18 protein-coding genes are annotated in these 21,889 nt (G+C 64.4%); 9 read left to right on the forward strand and 9 right to left on the reverse strand.

The window, feature by feature from the left end:
• Positions 1 to 48 precede the first annotated feature (48 nt).
• Positions 49 to 3,420: a hybrid sensor histidine kinase/response regulator gene (locus FXB41_RS03635; RefSeq protein ID WP_219679718.1), complete on the forward strand. Its 3,372-nt coding sequence runs from the start codon at positions 49 to 51 to the stop codon at positions 3,418 to 3,420.
• Complete coding sequence (locus FXB41_RS03640; protein WP_007598081.1) at positions 3,404 to 4,333, forward strand: response regulator; 930 nt, start codon at positions 3,404 to 3,406, stop codon at positions 4,331 to 4,333. The genes FXB41_RS03635 and FXB41_RS03640 overlap by 17 nt, the downstream gene beginning before the upstream one ends.
• Positions 4,334 to 4,516: 183 nt before the next feature.
• Here FXB41_RS03640 and FXB41_RS03645 read toward each other — a convergent pair whose 3' ends face one another.
• On the reverse strand, positions 4,517 to 6,019 hold the full coding sequence (locus FXB41_RS03645) for a flavin-containing monooxygenase (RefSeq protein ID WP_219679722.1): 1,503 nt from the start codon (positions 6,017 to 6,019) through the stop codon (positions 4,517 to 4,519).
• 125 nt (positions 6,020 to 6,144) lie between these two features.
• On the reverse strand, positions 6,145 to 6,903 hold the full coding sequence (locus FXB41_RS03650) for a S1 family peptidase (protein WP_007598083.1): 759 nt from the start codon (positions 6,901 to 6,903) through the stop codon (positions 6,145 to 6,147).
• A 111-nt stretch (positions 6,904 to 7,014) separates the two neighbouring features.
• Between FXB41_RS03650 and FXB41_RS03655 the strand changes: the two genes are divergently transcribed.
• Positions 7,015 to 7,650, forward strand: coding sequence for an HAD-IA family hydrolase (locus FXB41_RS03655; RefSeq protein WP_007598084.1), 636 nt, complete (start codon positions 7,015 to 7,017; stop codon positions 7,648 to 7,650).
• 109 nt (positions 7,651 to 7,759) lie between these two features.
• On the opposite strand, the gene mtnA is transcribed toward FXB41_RS03655, so the two are convergent.
• From mtnA to FXB41_RS03670, 3 genes are all read right to left on the reverse strand, one after another.
• Entirely contained in the window at positions 7,760 to 8,869 is a 1,110-nt protein-coding gene (mtnA, locus tag FXB41_RS03660; protein ID WP_219679725.1) for an S-methyl-5-thioribose-1-phosphate isomerase, read from the reverse strand.
• An 18-nt stretch (positions 8,870 to 8,887) separates the two neighbouring features.
• Positions 8,888 to 9,763: an S-methyl-5'-thioadenosine phosphorylase gene (locus tag FXB41_RS03665; RefSeq protein WP_007598086.1), complete on the reverse strand. Its 876-nt coding sequence runs from the start codon at positions 9,761 to 9,763 to the stop codon at positions 8,888 to 8,890.
• 124 nt (positions 9,764 to 9,887) lie between these two features.
• Complete coding sequence (locus FXB41_RS03670; RefSeq protein ID WP_007598087.1) at positions 9,888 to 10,160, reverse strand: phosphopantetheine-binding protein; 273 nt, start codon at positions 10,158 to 10,160, stop codon at positions 9,888 to 9,890.
• Between the two features lie 355 nt (positions 10,161 to 10,515).
• Between FXB41_RS03670 and FXB41_RS03675 the strand changes: the two genes are divergently transcribed.
• From FXB41_RS03675 to FXB41_RS03690, 4 genes are all read left to right on the forward strand, one after another.
• Entirely contained in the window at positions 10,516 to 11,733 is a 1,218-nt protein-coding gene (locus tag FXB41_RS03675; RefSeq protein ID WP_219679728.1) for an acyl-CoA dehydrogenase family protein, read from the forward strand.
• 64 nt (positions 11,734 to 11,797) lie between these two features.
• On the forward strand, positions 11,798 to 12,778 hold the full coding sequence (locus tag FXB41_RS03680) for an amino acid--[acyl-carrier-protein] ligase (protein ID WP_219679731.1): 981 nt from the start codon (positions 11,798 to 11,800) through the stop codon (positions 12,776 to 12,778).
• Positions 12,779 to 12,815: 37 nt separating this feature from the next.
• Positions 12,816 to 13,691, forward strand: coding sequence for an acyl-CoA acyltransferase (locus tag FXB41_RS03685; protein WP_219679733.1), 876 nt, complete (start codon positions 12,816 to 12,818; stop codon positions 13,689 to 13,691).
• A 228-nt stretch (positions 13,692 to 13,919) separates the two neighbouring features.
• A complete protein-coding gene (locus FXB41_RS03690; RefSeq protein WP_219679736.1) occupies positions 13,920 to 16,787 on the forward strand; it encodes a PAS-domain containing protein in 2,868 nt (955 codons plus the stop codon).
• A 17-nt stretch (positions 16,788 to 16,804) separates the two neighbouring features.
• Here the strand turns inward: FXB41_RS03690 and FXB41_RS03695 are convergent, their stop codons facing one another.
• A complete protein-coding gene (locus FXB41_RS03695; RefSeq protein WP_219679739.1) occupies positions 16,805 to 18,499 on the reverse strand; it encodes a bifunctional diguanylate cyclase/phosphodiesterase in 1,695 nt (564 codons plus the stop codon).
• A gap of 221 nt (positions 18,500 to 18,720) precedes the next feature.
• On the opposite strand from FXB41_RS03695, the gene FXB41_RS03700 reads away from it, so the two are divergent.
• Entirely contained in the window at positions 18,721 to 18,981 is a 261-nt protein-coding gene (locus FXB41_RS03700) for a hypothetical protein (protein WP_219679742.1), read from the forward strand.
• A gap of 1 nt (position 18,982) precedes the next feature.
• On the opposite strand, the gene FXB41_RS03705 is transcribed toward FXB41_RS03700, so the two are convergent.
• The 3 genes from FXB41_RS03705 to mtgA form a co-directional block, all read right to left on the reverse strand.
• Positions 18,983 to 19,627, reverse strand: a complete 645-nt coding sequence (locus tag FXB41_RS03705) for a hypothetical protein (protein WP_219679744.1) — start codon at positions 19,625 to 19,627, stop codon at positions 18,983 to 18,985.
• A 143-nt stretch (positions 19,628 to 19,770) separates the two neighbouring features.
• A complete protein-coding gene (gene rpmF / locus FXB41_RS03710; protein WP_007598106.1) occupies positions 19,771 to 19,953 on the reverse strand; it encodes a 50S ribosomal protein L32 in 183 nt (60 codons plus the stop codon).
• Positions 19,954 to 20,123: 170 nt separating this feature from the next.
• On the reverse strand, positions 20,124 to 20,798 hold the full coding sequence (mtgA, locus tag FXB41_RS03715) for a monofunctional biosynthetic peptidoglycan transglycosylase (RefSeq protein WP_219679745.1): 675 nt from the start codon (positions 20,796 to 20,798) through the stop codon (positions 20,124 to 20,126).
• 160 nt (positions 20,799 to 20,958) lie between these two features.
• Between mtgA and FXB41_RS03720 the strand changes: the two genes are divergently transcribed.
• Positions 20,959 to 21,882, forward strand: coding sequence for a polyprenyl synthetase family protein (locus FXB41_RS03720; RefSeq protein WP_219679747.1), 924 nt, complete (start codon positions 20,959 to 20,961; stop codon positions 21,880 to 21,882).
• Positions 21,883 to 21,889 lie beyond the last annotated feature (7 nt).

Raw genomic sequence — 21,889 nt, forward strand, 5'->3', positions numbered from 1 at the left:
TTGGTACAGGTTTTGCGAGGGATGCGGGAGTTCGGGAGTGGGGGTTAAGTGGCAGGGCGGCAGCGGATAGATCGCGTCAGGCGCCAGTACAACCAATGGGTCGCCAACCAGACGCTGGAAGACTACGCGCTGCGCTTCACCGCCAAGAGCGCGCGCCGGTGGTCCGCCGCCCGCGTCGCCAACACCGCACTGGGCGCCATCTCCTTTCTCGCTCTGGAGGCGATCGGCGGCACCATCACCCTGAACTACGGCGTGACCAACGCCACCGCCGCGATCCTCGTCGTCTCCGCCATCATCTTCTGCTGCGGCGTTCCGATTGCCTATTATGCCGCCAAATGCGGCATCGACATTGACCTGCTCACCCGCGGCGCCGGCTTTGGTTATATCGGCTCGACCGTCACCTCGCTCATCTACGCCTCCTTCACCTTCATCTTCTTCGCGATCGAAGCGGTGATCCTGGCCACGGCGCTCGAGATGTGCTTCGGCATTCCGCGCCCGATCGGCTATCTCATCAGCGCGGTCGCGATCATCCCGCTTGTCACCTACGGCATCACGCTGATCAGCCGCTTCCAGCTCTGGACGCAGCCGATCTGGATCATCCTGCACATCCTGCCCTTCGCGGCGATCGCCTGGGCCAATCCTTACTCGTTCACGGAGTGGCGCAAATTCGCCGGCGAGCACGGCGACCCCAGCGGACATTTCGATCTGCTGCTGTTCGGTGTCGCATCTTCCGTGGTGTTTTCGCTGGTGGCCCAGATCGGCGAGCAGGTCGACTTCCTCAGGTTCCTGCCGCGCGACCGCCGCACCTCGCGAACGTCGTGGTGGGCCGCCCTGCTGATCGCGGGCCCCGGCTGGATCATCTTCGGCGCGCTGAAATTGCTGCTGGGCTCGTTTCTCGCCTTCTTCGCGCTGAGCCACGGTCTCTCCAGCGAGCTGGCGGCCGAGCCGGCGCACATGTATCTCGAAGCGTTTCGCTACGTGCTGTCGCAGCCGGACATGGCCCTGGCACTCACCGGCGCGTTCGTGATCCTGTCGCAGCTCAAGATCAACGTCACCAACGCCTATGCAGGCTCGATCGCCTGGTCGAACTTCTTCTCGCGTCTGACACATAGCCATCCCGGCCGGGTCGTCTGGCTGGTGTTCAACGTGATGGTGGCGCTGCTGCTGATGGAGATCGGCGTCTACAAGGCCTTGGAGCAGACGCTCGCGCTCTACTCCAATGTCGCGATCGCCTGGGTCGGGGCGCTGGTGTCCGATCTCGTGGTCAACAAGCCGCTCGGCCTGCGCCCACCGCAGATGGAGTTCAAGCGCGCCCATCTCTACGACATCAACCCGGTCGGCGTCGGCGCGATGACGATCGCGACCATCGTCTCGATCGCGGCATTCTACGGCCTGTTCGGCTCGACCATGAAAGCGCTCGCGGCCTTCGTCGCGCTGACGGTCGCCTTCGTCACTGCGCCCGTCATCGCCTGGCTCACCGACGGTAAATACTACATCGCGCGCAAGCCGAAGCGGAGCTGGGCCAATATCGAATCGATCCAGTGCTGCATCTGCGAGCACCATTTCGAGCCGGAGGACATGACCTCCTGTCCTGCCTATGCCGGCCCGATCTGCTCGCTATGCTGCTCGCTCGACGCGCGCTGCCATGATTTGTGCAAACCGCATGCGCGGGCGCAGGTGCAGTTCGCCGACGCGCTCGCCAGGATCCTGCCGCAGTCGATCTATCAGCGGATCAATTCGCAGTTCGGCCACTACATCGGTGTGTTCGTGGTCTCCGCGGGCCTCGTCGCGCTGGTGCTGGGGCTGATCTACCTCCAGACCTCGGTCAGCGTGCCAGGCGAGAACATGCTCGTCTCCCACGTGCTCTGGAAGGTGTTCTTCTCGCTCAGCATCATCATCGGCGTGGTGGCCTGGCTGTTCGTGCTGGCGCAGCAGAGCCGACGGGCCGCCGAAGCCGAGACCCGGCGCCAGACCACGCTGCTGATCCAGGAGATCGACGCGCACAAGCGCACCGATGCCGAGCTCCAGCGCGCCAAGGAAATCGCCGAATCCGCCAACCTCGCCAAGAGCCGCTACGTGGTGGGCCTGAGCCACGAGCTGCGCTCGCCGCTGAATGCGATCAGCGGCTATGCCCAACTCCTGGAGCAGGACACCACGCTCAACACCAAGCCGCGCGACCAGGTCCGCGTCGTCCGCCGCAGCGCCGATCACCTCTCCGGCCTGATCGACGGCATTCTGGACATCTCCAAGATCGAGGCGGGGCGGCTGTACCTGTCGCGCGACGAGGTGCGCTTGACCGAATTCCTCGACCAGCTCGTCGGCATGTTTCGCCTCCAGGCCGCTGCCAAGAGCATCGACTTCGTGTTCAGACGGCCGGCACATTTGCCGGTCGTGGTCTATGCCGACGAAAAGCGGCTGCGCCAGGTGCTGATCAATCTGCTGTCCAACGCGATCAAATTCACCCAGACCGGCAGTGTGCAGTTCGTGGTGCACTATCGCAGCCCGGTCGCGGAGTTCGAGGTGATCGACACCGGCCCGGGCATCCAGGGCGACGATCTCGAACGCATCTTCGCCCCCTTCGAACGCGGCGCGCTCGGTGTCTCGCAGCCGCAGACCGGCACTGGGCTCGGCCTGACCATCAGCCGGCTGCTCGCCGGCGTCATGGGCGGCGATATCAAGGTCTTGAGCACGGTCGGCAGCGGCAGCACGTTCAAGGTCAAGATGCTGCTATCGGAAGTCACCAATCCGCAGCGCATTGCGCCGGTGGAGGCCCCGATCTCTGGCTATCACGGCGCGCGCAAGACCATCCTCATCACCGACGACGATCCCGTGCATCGCGACCTCCTGCGTGAGGTGTTGACACCGCTCGGCTTCATCCTGCTCAGCGCTCCCGACGGACCTGGCTGCCTGGCGCTGGCCCAGCACTGCCGGCCCGATCTGTTCCTGCTCGACATCTCCATGCCGGGCATGGACGGCTGGACGGTCGCGGAGACGCTACGCGCGAACGGACACCATCAGGCGCGCATCCTGATGGTGTCGGCCAGCGCGCTCGAGGCCCACGGCACACCGCTGGCGCAGCCTTTCCACGACGGCTATCTGATGAAGCCGATCGACATTCCCAGGCTTTTGGAAGGCATCCGCCAGCTTCTCAAGATCGAATGGCAATACGGCTCGGATGAGATCGCCGTGCCGCTATGGCGGCCGGAGAGCGGCTCGCGGCCGCCTGTACGACACATCGAAGCGCTGATCGGGCTTGGTCAGATCGGCTACGTCAAGGCTATCCAGTTGAAGCTGGACGAGATCGGCAGCGAGCACCCTGAACATGCCGACTTCGTCGCGGAAATGCGGTCGCTGATCGACCGCTTCGATCTCGACCAGTACATGGCCACATTGAAGACGTTGCATGCGTATGAGCACTGAGTCGAAAAAGCGCGACGTCGCGCTCGTTGTCGACGACTCCCCGGAGACGCTGCGGCTGCTCACCGACGCGCTCGACAGCGCCGGGATGACGGTAATGGTGGCGCTCGACGGCGCGGCCGCGATGCGCATCGTCGACCAGATCACGCCTGACATCGTGCTGCTCGACGCGGTGATGCCGGGCATGGACGGGTTCGAGACCTGCCGCCGCCTCAAGCGTGATGCGGGTCTTGCCAATGTCCCGGTGATCTTCATGACGGGGCTCGCCGAGACCGAGCACATCGTGCGCGGGCTGGAGGCCGGCGGCGTCGACTACGTGACGAAGCCGATCGTGATCGAGGAGATGCTGGCGCGCATCCGCGTTCATCTCGGCAATGCGCGGCTGACGCAAAGCGCACGCGCTGCGCTCGACGTCTCGGGCCGATTCCTGTTCGCGGTCAACCGCCAGGGCAAATTATTGTGGGCGACCCCGCAGGCGCAGAAGCTGCTGGCGGACCACCACGGCGCGCAGGCCGACGACGATTTCGTCCTGCCGGTATCATTGCTGCAATGGCTGGAGCAGGCCAAGGGCAAGGGCAGCTCGAAGTCTCAGGCCGCTTCCCTGCCCGACAATCCTCAACTCCGGTTGTACTACATGGGCGAGACCGCGCCGAACGAGTTCCTGCTGCGGCTGTCCAGGGAGTCCGGCACCGCGCCGCCACCCGAATTCACCAGCGAGCTTGGCCTCACCACCCGCGAAGGCGAGGTGCTGGCCTGGCTCAGCAAGGGCAAGACCAACCGCGACATCGCGCAGATCTTGGGCTTGAGCCCGCGCACGGTCGACAAGCATCTCGAGCAGATCTACTCCAAGCTTGGGGTCGAGAACCGGACTGCGGCTGCGGCGATTGCAACGAATGCAACAAGAAGGAATTCCTGACCCCCCACCGCCGTCGTCCTGGACAAGCGCAGCGAAGCGGAGCGCCGATCCAGGACCCATTACCACGGTACGTCGTATGGCGAAGACTCTTGATGACAAGCTCGCGCCGCAACATCTCCCTGGGGTGATGGTCCTGGCTTTCGCCAGGACGACGGAGAAGTTTGTAGCGTCGCCTGCCGCGCCTCACCCGTACACGAACTCCCCGCCATCCAGATCCGTCTTCGGGATCTCGTCCTTTTCGGTCCAGTAATCCTGGCTGTGCTGCCATTCCGGTTTGTCGCCGCGCTTGGGCAGCAGGTCCATGTTGCGCATCATGTAGCCGGGGTTGAAGTTTTCCGGATCGATCCAGGGCAGGATCGGCATGTTGTGGTCTTCGGCGCGCAACTTGACCTCGACCTTCTTCTTGCCTTTGACCTTCATGTGACCGAGCAGGCGGCAGACGAAGTCGGCGACGAGGTCGACGCGCAGCGTCCAGCTGGCGCGGAAATAGCCGAACACCCAGACCATGTTCGGCACGCCCGTGAACATCATGCCGCGATAGGTGACGGTGTCGCCGAAAGCGAGCGGCTTGCCGTCGATCTCGAAGGCGATGTCGCCGAGCGCCGCGAGATTGAAGCCGGTCGCGGTGACGATGATGTCAGCTTCCAGCAGCTTGCCGGATTTGAGCTGGATACCGTTCTCGACGAAACATTCGATCTCGTCGGTGACGACAGACGCCTTGCCGCTGGCGATGCCCTTGAACAGATCGGCATCGGGCACGAAGGCGATGCGCTGCCGCCAGGGCCGGTAGCTCGGCGTGAAATGTGTGTCGACATCGTACTCCGGACCGAGCACCGCGCTGATCTGCCCGATCAGCTCTTGCTTCACCTGCTCGGGTTTTGACAAGCAAAGCTTGGTGAACGCGTCCTGCTCGAACAGGATCTTGCGGCGGACGATCTCGTGGATCCAGGCCTCGTCGATCTGAAGCCGGCGCAGCTCCTCCGCGATCTCGATGGCGTTGCGCCCGAGACGGAAATAGGTGGGCGACCGCTGCAGCATTGTGACATGCGCGCATTTGTCGGCGATATTCGGCACCAGCGTCGCCGCCGTCGCGCCGGAGCCGATCACGACGACCTTCTTGTTCGCGAGGTCGATATCATCGGGCCAGGTCTGCGGATGAACGATGCGGCCCTTGAAGCGATCCGTGCCCTTCCATTCCGGCGTATAGCCTTCCGAATGGCGGTAATAGCCTTGGCACATCCAGAGGAAGTTCGCCGTGAAAGTTTTCGGCTCGCCGGTGTCGATCGTCACCGCCTCGATGGTCCAGAGGTTCTGTTCGCTCGACCAGCTCGCCGAATTGATCTTGTGCTTGTAGCGGATATGCCGCGCGATATCGTTTTCGTCGATCACCTCGTTCATGTAGGCGAGGATTTCGTCGGCGGTCGCGATCGGCGGCCCGACCCAGGGCTTGAAGCTATAACCGAAGGTGTGGAGGTCGCTGTCCGAACGAATTCCGGGATAGCGGTGCGTGGTCCATGTGCCGCCGAACGTCGCCTGCGTTTCCAGGATGACGAAGCTCGCACCCGGAAGCTGCTTGGTCATGTGATAGGCGCTACCGATACCCGAGATACCGGCACCGACGATCAGCACGTCGAAATGTTCAGAAGCTTGTTTGGCCGTGGCGTGACTGCGAACAGCGACATTCATTGTTGCTTCTATGCCTTGCTTGTTTTTGTGCCCGCCCTTGATTGGGCGGCGCGTTTCCTCCGCGACGGACGTGGTTGCCCATCGCGCTTCCGCTTCAAGATGACATAGATCAGGGCGCGGTCAAATCACAGCGCCGCACCCCAGATCCGCGCGGTCTGCAAGATCCAGTCGCGATAGAGCGTGAGCGGCGTGACGCCGGTCAGCCCGCCGCAGCCGGCGGCTCCGTTCGGCCCCGTGGACCAACTGATGACGCCGACGAGCACGGCTCCGGTCGGCTTGTCCTCGAACACGGGACCGCCGGAATCACCGGTGCAAGCCCCAATTCCGTCGCGAACACCGTTGGTTACGGGGTCGACCAGCCTGATCTGGAGCGTGCCGGGCTGCCCCGTCGCGACGAGGCCGGCAACACGCGTCGCGCCGCCACTCTTGCCGTCGCCACGCACGGTGACGCCAATACCGGCGATGACGAAGCGGCTGCCGACCTGGATCGGAATATTCGGCGCACCGACCGGCACCGTCGATTTTCCCTTGAGTGGAATTTCCAATTGCAGAAGCGCCAGGTCGGCGGTAGCGCGATGCGCTTGCATCGCCTGCATGTTGAAATTCGGATGGATCGCGACGGTGCGGACATTCAGCAGCTGCGGCTGCCCGTCGGTGCCGCGATCGACGATCTTGTAGTCCGCGCCGGGCTGCACGCAGTGGGCAACGGTGAGCACCAGCTTTGGCGCAACCAGGGTGCCGGTACAGAAATTACCGCGCGAGCCGACGATCGTGACGACGGCGCGCGCGACGCCATCGGCCTGCGGCGTGCCGCCGCCAACGATGGCATAAGCGGGCGTGGCGAGCAGCAGCGCGGTTGCGATGATGGTTACAAGCTTTTTCATGGGAACACGCTTTGGTATCGGCATCGCTGACGGCGGTGGGATGGCTTCGGACTGGCCCTTGCCGATAGCGCATGCTAGCGCTCTTGGAAAGGAATTGACGAGGGCGGGATCTTGACGATCGAGGCTGTGATCTTTGATTTTGGCGGCGTGCTGACGAGTTCGCCGTTTGAGGCGTTCACGCGGTTCGAGACAGAGCGTGGCCTGCCCATCGACATCATCCGGCGCACCAACGCCGCCAATCATCTGGAAAATGCATGGGCCAAGTTCGAGCGCGCCGAGGTCGACATCGACACGTTCGATCATTTGTTCGCGACGGAATCGCTGGCGCTCGGCGCAGAGGTGCGCGGCCGCGATGTGCTCCCGCTGCTTCAGGGGGATCTGCGCCCCGAGATGGTCGAAGCGCTGAAGCGCATCAAGGCGCAATTCAAGACCGGCTGCATTACCAACAATCTGCCGGCCAATGCGATCGGCAGCATGACCGGGCGCTCACTCTATGTCGCCGAGGTGATGGTGCTGTTTGATCATGTGATCGAGTCCGCCAAGATCGGCCTGCGCAAACCCGACCCGCGCATTTATCAGCTGATGGTCGAGGCGCTGAAGGTCGATCCGAAGAATTGCGTCTATCTCGACGATCTCGGCGTCAATCTGAAGCCGGCCCGCGAGATGGGCATGACGACGATCAAGGTCACCAGCGGCGCCCAGGCGATCGCTGAGCTCGAGGCCGCGACGGGATTGAAGCTGAGCTAGGCGGTGAACCGTAGGGTGGGCAAAGCGAAGCGTGCCCACCAAAGCTCGCGCGGCCCGGAATGAATATGGTGGGCACGGCGCGATGCGCCTTTGCCCCACCCTACGAACGCTACTCCGCCGCGGCTGCGATCCGCTCCGGAAACGCCGCGGCAAGTGACGCGCGATCGGCTTTCAGCACGCCGCGCTCGGTGATGAGGCCGGTGACGAGCCGCGCCGGGGTGACGTCGAAGGCATAATTCGCGACCGGCGAGCCCTCCGGCACGATGCGCACGGTCTCAAGTCTTCCGTCCGCAGTGCGGCCGGTCATGTCGGTGACTTCCGTGCCGCTGCGCTGCTCGATCGGGATGTCGCGGATGCCGTCATCGACGGCGAAGTCGATCGTCGGCGACGGCAGCGCGACATAGAACGGCACGTTATTGTCGTGCGCGGCGAGCGCCTTCAAATATGTGCCGATCTTGTTGCAGACGTCGCCATTGGCAGCAACGCGATCGGTGCCGACGATGGCGAGATCGACCATGCCGTGCTGCATCAGATGCCCGCCGGTGTTGTCCGGAATCACCGTATGCGCCACGCCGTGATGGCCGAGCTCCCAGGCCGTGAGCGAGGCGCCCTGGTTGCGCGGACGCGTCTCGTCGACCCAGACATGGACCTTGATGCCGCGCTCATGCGCCAGATAGATCGGCGCTGTCGCCGTGCCCCAGTCGACGGTCGCAAGCCAGCCGGCGTTGCAATGGGTCAGCACATTGACGGTCTCGCCCGACTTCTTTTTTGCGACGATCGCCTCGATGAGTTTCAGGCCATTGCCGGCGATGCCGCGGTTGATCTCGACGTCCTGCTCGACGATCTCGTCGGCGCGCGCATAGGCAGCTTCGGCGCGCTCCAGCGGATCGATCGGCGCGAGGCTCGCGCGCATCTCGTCCAGGGCCCATTTAAGATTGATCGCCGTCGGCCGCGCCACCACGAGCGTGTCGTAGGCGCGCTTCAGCCCGGCGTCGGAAGCATCCTCGCGCATCGCCAGCGCCATGCCGTAAGCTGCGGTCGCGCCGATCAGTGGCGCACCGCGCACCAGCATGTCGCGGATGGCGACGGCCGCGTCCTCGCATGAGGTCAGCTTCGCAACGATGAACTCATGCGGCAGCCGGCGCTGGTCGATCGCGCCGACCGACCAGCCGTCGCGCTCACGCCAGATGCTGCGGAAATGCTTGCCGTCGACCTTCATGGCATTCTGCCTTTCGTATCACGTTCGCAGGATGCGCCCGGCCACCGCATCGAGCTTCTTCAGGAGCTCGGGATCGCGCGCCTCGGGCGCGGTGATCAGCGCGGTATCGAGCGCGCGGTCCGAGCCGATCGGGCACGGCTCATGCTCGCGCGGGAAGTCTTTCGCCAGCCGCGCCACCAGCGCTTTTGCCTTGTCGGCGTTCGAGCTCAGAACGCGGATGATGTCCTGCACGGTGACGGCGTCGTGATCGGGATGCCAGCAATCGAAATCCGTCACCATCGCAACGGTGGCGTAGCAAAGCTCGGCCTCACGCGCGAGTTTCGCCTCGGGCATGTTGGTCATGCCGATCACGGAATAGCCCAGCGTCTTGTAGGTCATGCTTTCCGCATAGGTCGAGAATTGCGGTCCCTCCATGCAGACATAGGTGCCGCCTCGCGCAAACGCGATGCCCTCGGCTTCGGCCGCCGTGGCAAGATGGATGCGCAGCCGCGGCGAGACCGGGTGCGCCATCGACACATGCGCGACGCATCCCCTCCCGAAGAACGAGCTCTCGCGCTTGTGGGTACGATCGACGAACTGGTCGACGAGAACGAAGGTTCCCGGCGGCAGCTCCTCCCTGAACGAGCCGCAGGCCGACAGCGAGATCAGGTCGGTGACGCCGGCGCGCTTGAGGATGTCGATATTGGCGCGATAATTGATATCGGAGGGCGACAGCCGGTGGCCCTTGTCGTGGCGCGGCAGGAACACGATCGGCAGGCCGGCAATGGAGCCGCGCCGCAGGGGCGCCGACGGCTCGCCCCAGGGGCTCCTGATCACCTCTTCGCGAGCGTCCTCCAGCCCCGGCAGATCGTAGATGCCGGAGCCGCCGATGATGCCCAATACCGCCTGCGCCATGCCTGCTCCACCCCGTTTGCGCCATCGCAATCCCGAGAGGAAGCTATGCCAGTTTTACATCGGTTTTGGAACGGGGGATGGGATCAGGAAGTGCCGTCAGGAGGATGCGCGCCAGCACTCCTGATTATGCCGCGGCCGCCGACTGCAGCTGGGTCGCGACCATGCGCTCCAGCGTCTCGACGGACTGGAAGTTCTCCGGTGTGATCTCGGACTGCGGAATCGTGAAGTCGAACTCGGCTTCGACGCCGAGCATCAGATTGACCATGTCCATCGAGGTCAGGCCGACGTCGACGAGCTTGGCCTGCGGCGCGACCTCAGCGGAGAGCGAGTTCTGGGCGAGGATGCCCTTCACCAGCTTGATGATGCGATTGCGCAACTCGGTATCGAAAGCCTGCATCGGTAAATTCCCATCTGTCGACAAAGGTCGGACCGGTTGCCGGCTACGATGGGCACGGCGGGCCGATCCCGCAATGGACGCCACCATTACTTCGCGTTTCTTAGTAAACGATGACTCAGATTGTCTGGAATTCCGGCTTCTTACAGATCCCTAACGCGACCGCGGAAATCCGGGCGATGCAAACAACCCGAACTTAACTGTTCGTTCGGAATTGGCCTTTGTTTACCCTCTATTTCATCGACGAATTTGAATTAAATCCGTAGCCTCATCTCATAAGCAAAGATGGTCGGAGGATCGCTTGCGGCATCGCGAATGATGCCGGCGATCCTGAACGGCAAACCGGAGGCGGACGAGTATGAACGTGCGTGAAGCAGTCCTCACTGTCGACGAGACGCAGACGAGCTTTCTCGAGCAGGGTCCCTCCCTCATTGAGCGCGCCGCCCGGACCGCCACCGTGGCGGCTGCCGACGCAGACGGGGTCGATCGCGATGCCCGCTTCCCCCACAAGGCTTTCGAGGTTGCGCGTGAGCAGAAGCTGCTCGGCGTCATGATCCCGGTCGAGTTCGGCGGCTTCGGTGCCTCGATCCACGACCTCACCGACGTCTGCTACACGCTCGGACGCGCCTGCGCCTCCACGGCGATGATCTACGCGATGCACACGACAAAGGTCGCCTGCGTCGTCAGGCACGGTCACGGCATTCCCTGGATGGAAACCATGATGCGCCGGGTCGCGCGCGACCAGTGGCTGCTCGCCTCCTCCACCACCGAAGGCCAGAACGGCGGCAACATCCGCGCTAGCGCCGCCGCCGTCGACGTCGCCGGCGACACTGTCTCGCTGCTGCGCGACGCCACCGTGATCTCCTACGGCGCCGAGGCCGACGGCCTCGTGACCATCGCCCGCCGCGCCACAGACGCTTCTGCGTCTGACCAGGTACTGCTGGCGCTCGCCAGGGACGATTATTCGCTGAAGCGGACGCTGGGCTGGGAAACGCTCGGCATGCGCGGCACCTGCTCGACCGGCTTCGAGCTGAAGGTCGACTGCCCGACCGACCGCGTCTTCCCGGAATCCTACGACAAGATCCACGCCCAGACCATGACGCCGTTCGCACATCTGTGCTGGTCCTCGGCCTGGGCTGGTATCGGTGCAGCCGCCGTCACCCGTGCGCAGACCTTCGTTCGCAAGGCCGCCCGCAGCTCAGGCGGACAGATGCCTCCGGCAGCCGCGCATTTCACCGCCGCCAAGATGTCGCTGGCCAAGCTGCGGGCGCTGATATCAGCCAATATCGACGCCTTTGCTCGCGCCGAGCACGACGAACGCGCGCTCGGCTCGCTCGACTTCCAGTCTTCGATTACGCTTCTGAAGGTGCAGGCCTCGGAGCTCGCGGTCGAGACCGTGATGCATGCGATGCGCACCGCAGGCCTTTCCGGCTACCGCAACGACGGTGAGTTCACCATGGGCCGCCACCTGCGCGACGTGCTGTCGTCGCCGATCATGATCAACAACGACCGCATTCTGGCCAATGCCGCGACGTCGACCCTGATGAGCGACGTGCCGACAAGCCTTCGGGACTGACGAGCTTTCGAGACCGACGTGCCTTCGTTCAATAAGAATAATTTCAGATAGCAGAAAGCCGAACATGAACATTGCTGTTCTCCCCAACTCGCCTGAGACCGCGCCGCAGATCGCGGATCCGCTGGACCATCTCGCCGAGAAGCTGTTCCACCCCATGGGCTCTGACGGCGTCTATGCCCGGACCGCGCTTTATGAAGGCATCGTCGAAAAGCTCGCCGCGCTGATCACGAGCCATCGCGAGGCCGGCACTGAGGTGATGCGCTTCCCGCCGGTGATGAGCCGGTCTCAGCTGGAAAGATCCGGCTACCTCAAGAGCTTTCCGAACCTGCTCGGTTGCGTCTGCGGCCTGCACGGCACCGAGCGCGAGATCAACGCCGCGGTCAGCCGCTTCGATGCCGGCGGCGACTGGACCAGCTCGCTCTCGCCGGCAGACCTCGTGCTGTCGCCGGCGGCCTGCTATCCCGTCTATCCGATCGTGGCGAGCCGCGGCCAGTTGCCGAAGGGTGGGCTGCGCTTCGACGTCGCCGCCGACTGCTTCCGCCGTGAACCGTCAAAACATCTCGACCGGCTGCAATCGTTCCGGATGCGGGAATATGTCTGCATCGGCAGCCCCGATGACGTCGCCGATTTCCGCGAGCGCTGGATGGTGCGGGCGCAGGCGATTGCGACCGATCTCGGTCTCACCTTCCGCGTCGATTATGCGAGCGATCCGTTCTTCGGCCGCGTCGGTCAGATGAAGGCGGTGAGCCAGAAGCAGCAGCAGCTCAAGTTCGAACTGCTGATCCCGCTGCGCTCGGAAGAGCAGCCGACCGCCTGCATGAGCTTCAATTATCACCGCGAGCATTTCGGCACGACCTGGGACATCAAGGACGCCCATGGCGAGCCGGCCCACACCGGCTGCGTCGCCTTCGGCATGGACCGTCTGGCCGTCGCCATGTTCCACACCCACGGCACCGACCCTTCCGCATGGCCCGCCAAGGTGCGGGAGATCATGGGCCTGCAGCCGCAGATCGCGGCCGATGCCCACGGCGAAGGCTGGCGCTAGCGGAACGAGGCCGGTCATTTCCACGGGAAAGACGAGCGTGATCCATACCAAGGTCCGATGCCGCGAGATCACCGAGCCCGACGTCGATGCGGTCGCGGACTTGCTGACGCGCGGCTTCGTCGGCCGCTCGCGCAGCTACTGGATCCAGGGCCTGCGCCGGCAAGCCTTCCGACCCGTACCGGACGGCTACCCGCGCTTCGGCTACATGCTCGACAATGATGGTACGCCGGTCGGCGTGCTGTTGCTGATCTATACGGCGCGAAGGGACGGCGACGAGACCGCCATCCAGTGCAATTTGTCGAGCTGGTACGTCGACCCGGCCTACCGCAATTACGCCCCGCTCCTGACCAAGATCGCGCAACGTCACAAGGACGTCACCTATCTCAACATCAGCCCGGCGCCCTGGACCTGGCCGATCATCGAGACGCAGGGCTTTCGCGCCTATTGCCGCGGCATATTCTTTTCCGTCCCTGCGCTGGCGCGCGTCCCACGCTGGAGCAAGATCGAGGTCATCTCGCAGCACGCCAAGACGATCGACGGGCTTTCCGATGCCGAGACCGATCTCTTGACGCGGCATGCGCGCTACAATTGCCTCAGCCTCGTCTGCCGCACGCCGAAAGGAGCGTTCCCCTTCATCCTGCAACCGGTGCGCATCCGCCGTGGCATCATTGCGCCACCCGCGATGAAGCTGATCTACTGCCGCAACGCGGCCGAATACACCGAATGCGCGGGCCGCATCGGCCGGCTGCTGCTGCGGCTCGGCAAGATCGCGGTCGCCGTCGATTCCAACGGCCCGGTTCCCGGCCTCGTCGGCATCTATACCGAGCGTCGCGGCCGCAAATATTTCAAAGGCCCACACCGGCCGCAGCTCGCCGACCTCACGGATACGGAACTCGTGCTGTACGGGCCGTAGGCGCCGTTTGGGCCAGACATTCGATGTCATTAGGGCCTAACGCGCAATTGCGCAGGTCGACCGGCGCGACGCGTGCCTGCACGCCCCTCCACATTCGCACGCATCACTGCGATGCTGGTCACCCTCCGTAAACTACGGCGCTTAAGGGAATTTTCCCGCCTCTTCGCTAGCCTCGGCGACCGAATTACCTTGCGTTAGGTCTATTGCCCGCCGAGACCCCGCCGCCCCATGACGTCGATGCGCGACAACGAGCTTGATGCACGCCGCGAGCAAGGCCCGAAGGCCCTGGTCGGGCTGAGCCAGCTTGCGCTCGACCACATGGAGCAAGGCGTCTGCGTCTACGATGCCGGCAACCGGATCGTGCTGGTCAATCAGCGCTACCTTGCGCTGTTCAACATGTCGGCCGACATCGTGCGGGTCGGCACGACCTACCGCGACGTGCTCGCCCACAGCGTGGCCCTTGGCAATATCCCCGCAGACGAAGTCGACACACTTTATGCCGCGCGCATGGCGCGGATCGCAACCGGCCAGCCGTTCCGGACTGAACAGACGCTTGCAAGCGGCCTCGTCATGGCGCTCGAGCTGAAGCCGTTTCCCGGCGGCGGCTGGATGACGATATGCGACGACGTCAGCCGCCTCGCCCGGGTCGAGGCGGAGCTGCGCGTGCAGACTGAGCGCAGCCAGCACGCGCTCGCCAACATGTCGCACGGGCTGATCATGTACGACGCCGACAGCCGTGTCGTCGTCTGCAACGAACGTTTCCTGAAGCTCTACAATCTCGACGCGGACATCGTGAAGCCGGGCGTCACGCACGGCGCGACCATCGATCATTGGCTTTCGCGCGGCAACCTGCCGGGGATGTCGGCCGACGAATTCCACGACACCAGGCTGGAGGACGTGCGCACCAGGACGACGAAAACCCTGCTGGTGATGCGCTATGACGGACGGATGGTGCAGGTGGTTTCCCGTTTTCTGCCCGACGGCGGCTGGGTGACGGTGCACGAAGACGTCACCGAGCGGCTGCAATACGAGGAGATGCTGAGGCAGCAGAACTTCATGCTCGATGCGGCGCTGGAGAACATGGCGCACGGACTCGCCTTCTACGACAGCGACATGCGCCTGCGCGTCTGCAACACCACCTACCGAAAGATCTATCGGCTGTCGCCGGAGGAAGCCAAGCCAGGCACGCATCTCGGCGAACTGATCGAACGCTCGATGGCAAACGGCGCGTTCTCGTCCGAGTATAGTCCGCAACAACTCCTGGAAGCCGCCAGCGCAAGGATTGCAGACCGCAACTCCTCGCCGATACGCCGGCGGATGTCGAACGACACTACGATCTCGGTGCGCTATTGCGCCCTGGCCGAAGGTGGTTTTGTGTCCACCTACGAGGACATCACCGAACGCGAGCACGCAGTCGAGGAGTTGAGCGAACAGTATCGACGCTTCGACGCGGCCCTGAACAACATGAGCCAGGGCCTGTGCATGCTCGATTCGAACTTGCGCGTCATTGTCTGCAATCGGCGCTACATCGAAATGTACGGACTGTCGCCCGAATTGGTGAAGCCGGGTGTGTCCATGCGCGAGATCATGGAGCACAGCTGCGAGCTCGGCATCCATCCAAAGACCACCGCCGCGCGGCTCTATGCCGACTATGTCGAGAGGCTGCGCGAGGGCGAGCACACGCTGCACCGCTATTTGGGCGACGGCCGCATCATCAAGCTCAATCACAAGCGAATGGAGCATGGCGGCTGGGTCGTCACCTATGAGGACGTCACCGAACGCCACAAGGCCCAGGCCCGCGTGGCGCACATGGCGCGGCACGATTCGCTCACCGACCTGCCCAATCGCACGCTGTTCCGCGAGAAGATGGGCGAGGGGCTGAACCAGGTCGCGATCGCCGGCGGCGCGATGGCCGTGCTGTGCTTCGACCTCGACAATTTCAAGACCGTCAACGACCGCCTCGGCCACGCGGCCGGCGACCGGCTGTTGCGGTGGGTCGCGGCGCAGCTGCAGGAGAATGTCGGCGAGCACGACACCGTCGCGCGGCTCGGTGGCGACGAGTTCGCGGTTCTCCAGCGCGGACCGCAGCCGCAATCGGCGGAAAGGCTCGCACGCCGCCTGGTGGAGATCATCGGTCACCCGCCGCCGCTGGAGCACCAGTCGATGCATGTCGGCGTCTCGGTCGGCATCGCAATCGCGCCCGATCATGGGCTCGACGCCGACGAGCTGATGAAATGCGCCGACCTCGCGCTGTACCAGGCCAAGGCCAAGGGGCGCGGCGCCTATCAGCTGTTCGAGCCCGAAATGGAGAAAGAGGCTCGCAGCCGGCACGCGCTCGAGCACGATCTGCGCGGCGCGCTGGAGGCCCGTGAATTCCACCTCGCATTCCAGCCGCAGGTGCGGCTCGACACCACCGAACTTACCGGCTTCGAGGCGCTGCTGCGCTGGAAACATCCTTCGCGCGGCCTCGTCTCGCCGGCCGAATTCATTCCGATCGCGGAAGAGAACGGGCTGATCGTTCCGATCGGCGAATGGGTGCTGCGCACGGCCTGCGCGACCGCAGCGACCTGGCCCGATCTCACCGTCGCGGTGAACCTGTCGCCGGTTCAGTTCCGCTCGCGCGGGCTGGTGGCAATGGTCACGAGCGCGCTTGCGGAGGCCGGCCTGCCGCCGCATCGGCTCGAGCTCGAGGTCACCGAGACGGCGCTGCTCGACGACAGCGAGGCGACGATCGAGATCCTGCACCAGCTGCGCGCGTTGGGCGTGCGCGTCAGCCTGGACGATTTCGGCATCGGCTATTCTTCGCTGAGCTATTTGCGCAAGTTTCCGTTCGATCGCATCAAGATCGACCGCTCCTTCGTCGGCACGCTCAGTGAAAGCCCCGAGAGTATGGCGATCGTCCGCACCATCGCCAGCCTCGGCTCGGTGCTCAACGTCGAGACCACGGCGGAGGGTGTCGAGACGATTGAGCAACTCGACTTCGTCCGCGAATGCGGCTGCACCGCCGTTCAGGGATATTATTTCGGCAAGCCCTCACCGGCCGCGGAGGTCGTGCGAGTCATCGAGCGCCTGAACACCGTTCGGCGCGTGGCGTAGGGATCCGGCTCAGACTCCTATCCTGCCGCGGGCAGCACGCTGTCCGGCGGCGCGCCCCAGGGGCGATCGGCTGAGGCGAGCCCGATCAGGCGGCCCTGGATGTAGTCGCAGCCCCAGTCGCGCAGCATGTTCGCAGCTTCTTCGTCCTGCACCCATTCGGCCACCGTCTTGATGTCGAGGCGGCGGGCGAGGTCGATCAGGGTCTGCACGAAGGCGCGGTCGTCGGCCGAACGAGTGATGTTCTGCACGAACGCGCCGTCGATCTTCACGATGTCGACGCCGAGCTTGCGCAGATTGCGGAACGAGGTGTAGCCGGCGCCGAAATCATCGATGGCGATGCGACTGCCGAAATTCTTCAGCCGGGTGACGAAGCCGCGCACGTCGTCGATGTCCTGGATCGCGACGGTTTCGGTGATCTCGACGATCAGCCGCTCGGCGACGCCGGGATGGGCACGCATGAGCGATTCGATTCCGGCCCACCAATCCGGATCCATGGTGGTGTCCGGGGAGATGTTGAGGCTGAGGCAGATGTCGGGCGCGGCCGCGAGCTCGGCGACCACGAGCTCGAGCACGCGGTGATCGACCAGGCGGATCAGGCCGAGCCGTTCCGCGACCGGCACGATGTCGGGCGCAAGCAGCACCTGGCCGTCGCCCTGGTCCATTCGCACCAGGCATTCGTGAAAGGCGCACTCGCGCGAGAGGGCAGCGACCACCGGCTCATAAGCGAGCTTGATGCGGCGCTCATTCAGTGCGGTGACAATCTCGTCGGTGACGCGGATGTTGACGCGGCGCTGGGCGTCGCGCGCGGCATCCGGGCGCCAGGTTGCGAACGAGCCAACGCGGCGTTGTTTCGCCGTGTCCAGGGTCTCGTGGGCGCGATTGACGGCTTCATCGGTGTTGCGGGCATAGCGCGGCACGCTGACCGCACCGATCGAGGCGGTGACCGACACCGGCCCGGATTTGGTCGGCACCACCTCGTCGCGGATGCCGGCGAGGAAGCGCTCGGCGGCGACGTTCATGTCGTCGACGGTGCAATTCTTCAGGATCAGGCCGAACTTGTTGCCGGAGAAGCGGCCGAGCACGTCGCCACCGCGCAAGCGCGCGCGAATGCGCGTGGCGACGTCGAGGATCACGGCGTCGGCAACGTCGAAGCCGAAGGCCTCGTTCACACGCGCGAGATGATCGATGCCGACCAGCATGAAGGCCGCGGTCGAGCGGAAACGGGTCGCCTCCTCGATAGCCTCGGCCAGCGCGGCGATCAGATGCGAGCGATTGAGCTCGCCGGTCAGCGGATCGAGCCGGGCCAGCTTGGTCAGTTCCTCGTCGCGGGCATGGCGTTCATTGTTGATGCGGACGGAGCCGATCGCACGCACCGGGCGGCCGTCGGGGCCGGCGAACCAGCGGCCGGTCTCCTCGATCCAGACCACGGGATCGGCGGCGCTCATGCGTACGCCGTACTCGACCCGGTAGGGCGTGCCGTCGGCGCCATGCACGGCTGAGGTCTGCGCCAGCGCGGCGGTCCGCAGCGATTGCGCGGGCTCGATCAGCCGGGCGAATTCGGCGCCGGTGGCCAGCCGTTCGGCGGGAATCCCGGGAAAGATGGCGCCGACCTGCTCACCCCAGACGATGGCATCGCTGGCGATGTCCCAGGCGAACACGGCCTGGCCGAGGGCAGCCAGGATGTCGGAGGCTTGCGGCAATGCGGGGGTCAAAATCGCCTCGTTTCGGGACAGCGGGGAGTCCTGAGTCGGCACAGGATAAAGCCAGATTCGCCATTGACCCTAGGCAAAGTTGATAAACAATTTGGAAACCACGTTTCCTCACGCGCAGGAACCAAACCGGCCCGCCCGGCATAGGCCTTGCGAGTACATGACACGCACCGGCGCCAGCGTCTCGAAACGAGACGATCTTCGCCGGGTCAACGGTGATTGCGATGTTGAGTACCGATCGATCGAACGCCTCGGACAACAGCACGGGCTCGGCTCTGGTGCCGCTGATGCCGATTCTGCAGTGGGTCCACAAGGCACCGCTGCCGCGCCCCGATCCCAGCTTCGTCGCCCAGCTCATCGCCAATGCCGAGCATCTGCCCCAGGCGAGCCGACTCCGCCGCGTGTCTTCCGAGGATGCGCAGGTCGCCTATGGCAGCAAGCGCCCGCTTCCGAGCGTCACCGCGCGCACGCGGCAGGTGGCTTGAATCAGCGCGGCGCGTCGGGAGACGGCTGGGTGCCGTTGCCCGGCTGCAAATGCGGCGAGGGAATTTCCGGCGAAGGCGTACTCACAGGCTTCGGCGCCGGGTGATCCATCAGCACGGATTCGGCGACCGATTGTGCCGTAGGCGCGGGCGGCTCCGCCGGAGCTGGTTGCGGAGCGGGCACTGGCTCGAACTTGGGCTCGAACGTCCCTTCATCTGCCGGCGTCTCGGCCTGGCGCCTGGCCTTGCGCGGCGCTGGTGCGGTCTCGGCGACATAAGCCACGCGGCGGCGGGTACGCTGGGCGATGCCGCCGAGGAAATCGGCCATCGCGAGCAGCACCAGAAGGAAATAGGTGGAGTTGCCGAATTTCGGCCACATCACGAATTCGGCCGCAGCCGCGCCGAACACGATCAGCGACAGCAAATGATCCATCAGGAATTTCGAGCCGGGCCGCGCGCCTTTGACCACTTCGAGCAGCAGCAGCACGACACCTAGCGCGAGCATCACGTCGGCGAGCGCGACCGGCCAGGCCTCGCCCGTGATCATCGGCACCTTGAACAGCACGTCCGTAAAGGACACGCTCGGCATCAGGAAAGCGATGATGTTGTAGACCGCGAGCGGGATCAGGAGCAGCGGGAAACCGACCATCGGCGAAATGCCTTCTCGATCAAGATATCCAGACAGGACAATGCGGCGGCGAAGCATTCGCCCCGCCGCCGTCACTGTCATATCTCATGGGTTGGCCGAAATCAGGCAGGCCCGATCGTCCTGCCCAAAGAAAGGTCCCGAACTCAGGACTCTTTCTTCTTCAGGACCTGACGGCCCTTGTACATGCCGGTCTTGAGGTCGAGATGGTGCGGACGACGGAGCTCGCCGGAATCCTTGTCTTCCACATAGGTCGGCTTCTTGATGGCGTCAGCCGAGCGGCGCATGCCACGGCGCGACGGCGAGGTTTTTCTTCTCGGAACGGCCATTTCAGTATCCTCTAGGGATTGGTGTCATCAGGGCATCGTCCGCGGAGGGACGGCTCAGCACCCGCAAACCGAGGCGAGCTGAATGCCGGTCAAGGCCGGGCTTATAGAGGAAGGCCTGCCTTAAATCTAGGGCTCTGGGGCCGGAAAATGCGCCCGAAAAGGACCCGAAATCAGCGATTCTCCCGCCAGCAGGTCGAAAGCGAGCTGGCCTGCGCCCTCGCCACATAGGTCCCGGCCAGCCGCCGGACACCCGGTCCCGGCGTCCTGGCACTGCGTTTGACCGGATTCGGCAGGATCGAGGCCAGAAGCGCCGCATCCCGGGGGGAGAGGTTCGCCGCCGACTTGCCGAAAGCATAGGCGCTGGCCGCCTCGGCCCCAAACTGGCCCTGTGGTCCCAGTTCGGCGATGTTGAGGTAAATCTCCAGGATCCGTGCCTTCGGCAGGACGAGATCGATCCACAGCGCCAACGGGAATTCCAGCGCCTTGCGGACGAAGTCCCGCCCCTGCCAGAGGAACAAGTTTTTCGCCACCTGCTGGGTGATGGTGGAAGCGCCCCGGAACGGGGTGCCGTCCTCCTTCGCATCGTCGATCGCCTCACGCAGCGCACCCCAGTCGATGCCGTGATGCTTGCAGAAATGGGCGTCCTCGGCTGCCACCACCGAGCGTGGCAGCGAGGGCGACATCGCCGCCAGATCGATCCATTCCCGCTGCATCGGCGCACCCCGAAGCGAGCGCCAGACCATCAGCGCCGAAACGGGATGGCCGGCACGGTAGAACGGCGCGATGACATAGGGCGCGAGAGCCGCGACCGCGAGCACCAGGAGAAGGGTTTTGACGACGCGCAAATCAACCTTTCCGGCGCAGAACGAAACGCGGCCACGGGCCCGGCATTAAGTCTGTGATAATTCGGGCCTTTTCCAGCACTTTTTAGGCCTTCCAAACGATTGACTGAGGCGGGCGCATAAAGGATTGTCCCGCCGAATTTTAGTTCTGGAGCCCTTCTTGATGACCGGCACGTCCCCGTCCGATTTCGCCAAACGTCTGGACAAGACCGCTGATGACACCGAGGCCCTGCTCGGGCGCCTGCTGTCGGACGACATCCTGCACGATGAGATCGCCCGTCCCAAGCGACTGATGGACGCAATGCGCTATTCGAGCCTCAATGGCGGCAAGCGCTTGCGGCCGTTCCTGGTGGTCGAAAGCGCGGCCGTGTTCGGCGTGTCGCGCGAAGCCGCACTGCTCGCCGGTGCGGCGCTCGAATGCATCCACTGCTATTCGCTGATCCACGACGATCTGCCGGCGATGGACAATTCGGACCTGCGCCGCGGCCGCCCGACCCTGCACAAGAAGACCGACGACGCGACCGCGATCCTCGCGGGCGACGGCCTGTTGACGCTCGCCTTCGACATCATCACCCGCGACGAGATCCATCGCGACGCCAATGTGCGGCTCCTGCTGACGCGCGCACTGGCGCGCTGCGCCGGCATCGGCGGCATGGTCGGCGGCCAGATTCTCGACCTCGCCGGCGAAGGCCGCTTTGGCGGCAACGAGCCGATCGACGTCGCCCGCATTCAGCAGATGAAGACCGGCGCGCTGCTGCGCTACGGCTGCATCGCCGGCGCGATCCTCGGCCAGGCCTCACAAAAGGAATATCAGGCGCTCGACGATTACGGCCGCGCGCTCGGCGAAGCCTTCCAGATCGCCGACGACCTGCTCGACGTCGAAGGCGATGCCGCCGCGCTCGGCAAGCCTGCCGGCGCTGATGCAGCGCTCGGCAAGACCACCTTCGTCACCCAGCTCGGCATCGAAGGCGCCAAGCAGCGCGTGCGCGACCTGCTCGCGCGCGCCGACAGCGCCGTGTCGATCTTCGGCGAACGGGCCGCCGTGCTGCAAGCGGCTGCGCGGTTCGTGGCCGAACGGAAGAGCTGATAGCGCG

The organism is Bradyrhizobium canariense (genome assembly GCF_019402665.1).
In the GTDB taxonomy this organism is placed as follows: domain Bacteria; phylum Pseudomonadota; class Alphaproteobacteria; order Rhizobiales; family Xanthobacteraceae; genus Bradyrhizobium; species Bradyrhizobium canariense.

Excerpts from the sequence above, each read along its gene's own strand:
- FXB41_RS03665 (WP_007598086.1), bottom strand. The coding sequence starts at position 9,763 with ATGGCGCAGGCGGTATTGGGCATCATCGGCGGCTCCGGCATCTACGAT.
- FXB41_RS03670 (WP_007598087.1), bottom strand. The coding sequence starts at position 10,160 with ATGCAGGCTTTCGATACCGAGTTGCGCAATCGCATCATCAAGCTGGTG.
- FXB41_RS03640 (WP_007598081.1), top strand. The coding sequence starts at position 3,404 with ATGCGTATGAGCACTGAGTCGAAAAAGCGCGACGTCGCGCTCGTTGTC.
- FXB41_RS03690 (WP_219679736.1), top strand. The coding sequence starts at position 13,920 with ATGACGTCGATGCGCGACAACGAGCTTGATGCACGCCGCGAGCAAGGC.
- FXB41_RS03645 (WP_219679722.1), bottom strand. The coding sequence starts at position 6,019 with ATGAATGTCGCTGTTCGCAGTCACGCCACGGCCAAACAAGCTTCTGAA.
- FXB41_RS03675 (WP_219679728.1), top strand. The coding sequence starts at position 10,516 with ATGAACGTGCGTGAAGCAGTCCTCACTGTCGACGAGACGCAGACGAGC.
- FXB41_RS03720 (WP_219679747.1), top strand. The coding sequence starts at position 20,959 with ATGACCGGCACGTCCCCGTCCGATTTCGCCAAACGTCTGGACAAGACC.
- FXB41_RS03700 (WP_219679742.1), top strand. The coding sequence starts at position 18,721 with ATGTTGAGTACCGATCGATCGAACGCCTCGGACAACAGCACGGGCTCG.
- rpmF (WP_007598106.1), bottom strand. The coding sequence starts at position 19,953 with ATGGCCGTTCCGAGAAGAAAAACCTCGCCGTCGCGCCGTGGCATGCGC.
- FXB41_RS03650 (WP_007598083.1), bottom strand. The coding sequence starts at position 6,903 with ATGAAAAAGCTTGTAACCATCATCGCAACCGCGCTGCTGCTCGCCACG.
- FXB41_RS03705 (WP_219679744.1), bottom strand. The coding sequence starts at position 19,627 with ATGGTCGGTTTCCCGCTGCTCCTGATCCCGCTCGCGGTCTACAACATC.
- FXB41_RS03680 (WP_219679731.1), top strand. The coding sequence starts at position 11,798 with ATGAACATTGCTGTTCTCCCCAACTCGCCTGAGACCGCGCCGCAGATC.
- mtnA (WP_219679725.1), bottom strand. The coding sequence starts at position 8,869 with ATGAAGGTCGACGGCAAGCATTTCCGCAGCATCTGGCGTGAGCGCGAC.